General features: G+C 74.1%; 1 protein-coding gene. It reads right to left on the minus strand.

Translation table 11 applies throughout. The annotated features are described in order from the left end of the window. On the minus strand, nt 1-586 hold a 586-nt coding region (locus tag AC5RUJ_RS17995; protein ID WP_494156485.1), incomplete at both ends, for a ThiF family adenylyltransferase.

Below are 586 nucleotides of genomic sequence, written 5' to 3' on the forward strand. Positions count from 1 at the left end.
GCCCCGGTCTGCCTGCGGCTCCGCCGGCCGGCTGGTCAACCGGGCAACGACGTCCGGCCACCCCGGATCGGCGTCGGCGCGGTGCAGTTCCACGCAGCCAAGGCAGCTTGTCTGGCCGGGGACCACCAACGGTCCGATCAGGGTGTCCTGCTCGCGCACCAGGACGCTCAGGTGCGGGTGTCCCCGGCTCATGAGCGCCGCGGCGACCCGGGGATCGGCCACGTCGCGGTCGACGTAGACGGCCAGGCTGAGCGCGCGCGGAAAGATGCCTGCGCCACCCTGCTCCGCGGTCGAGCCGGGCAAGAGGTGGCAGGCTACCGTGGGATCCACCTGGTGCACCGCCCGCCGCACGGCCTGCCCGCGGCCCAGACCGATGTCGGCGAGCCGGATGGCGCCGGAACCGACATCTGAGGCCGCGGCGACCGCCGAATCCTCGAGCAGAAGCGTGCCGACGCCGGCCGCAGCCAGGGCGGTGCCCAACGCTGCACCGGTGCGTCCCAGCCCGATCAGCTGAACGATGCAGCGGCCCCGGGCGGCCAGCGGTCCTTCACCGTCGGCCGAGTACACCGCCGACCAACGGCGCGCA

Source organism: Arthrobacter sp. Y3223164 (assembly GCF_059091005.1).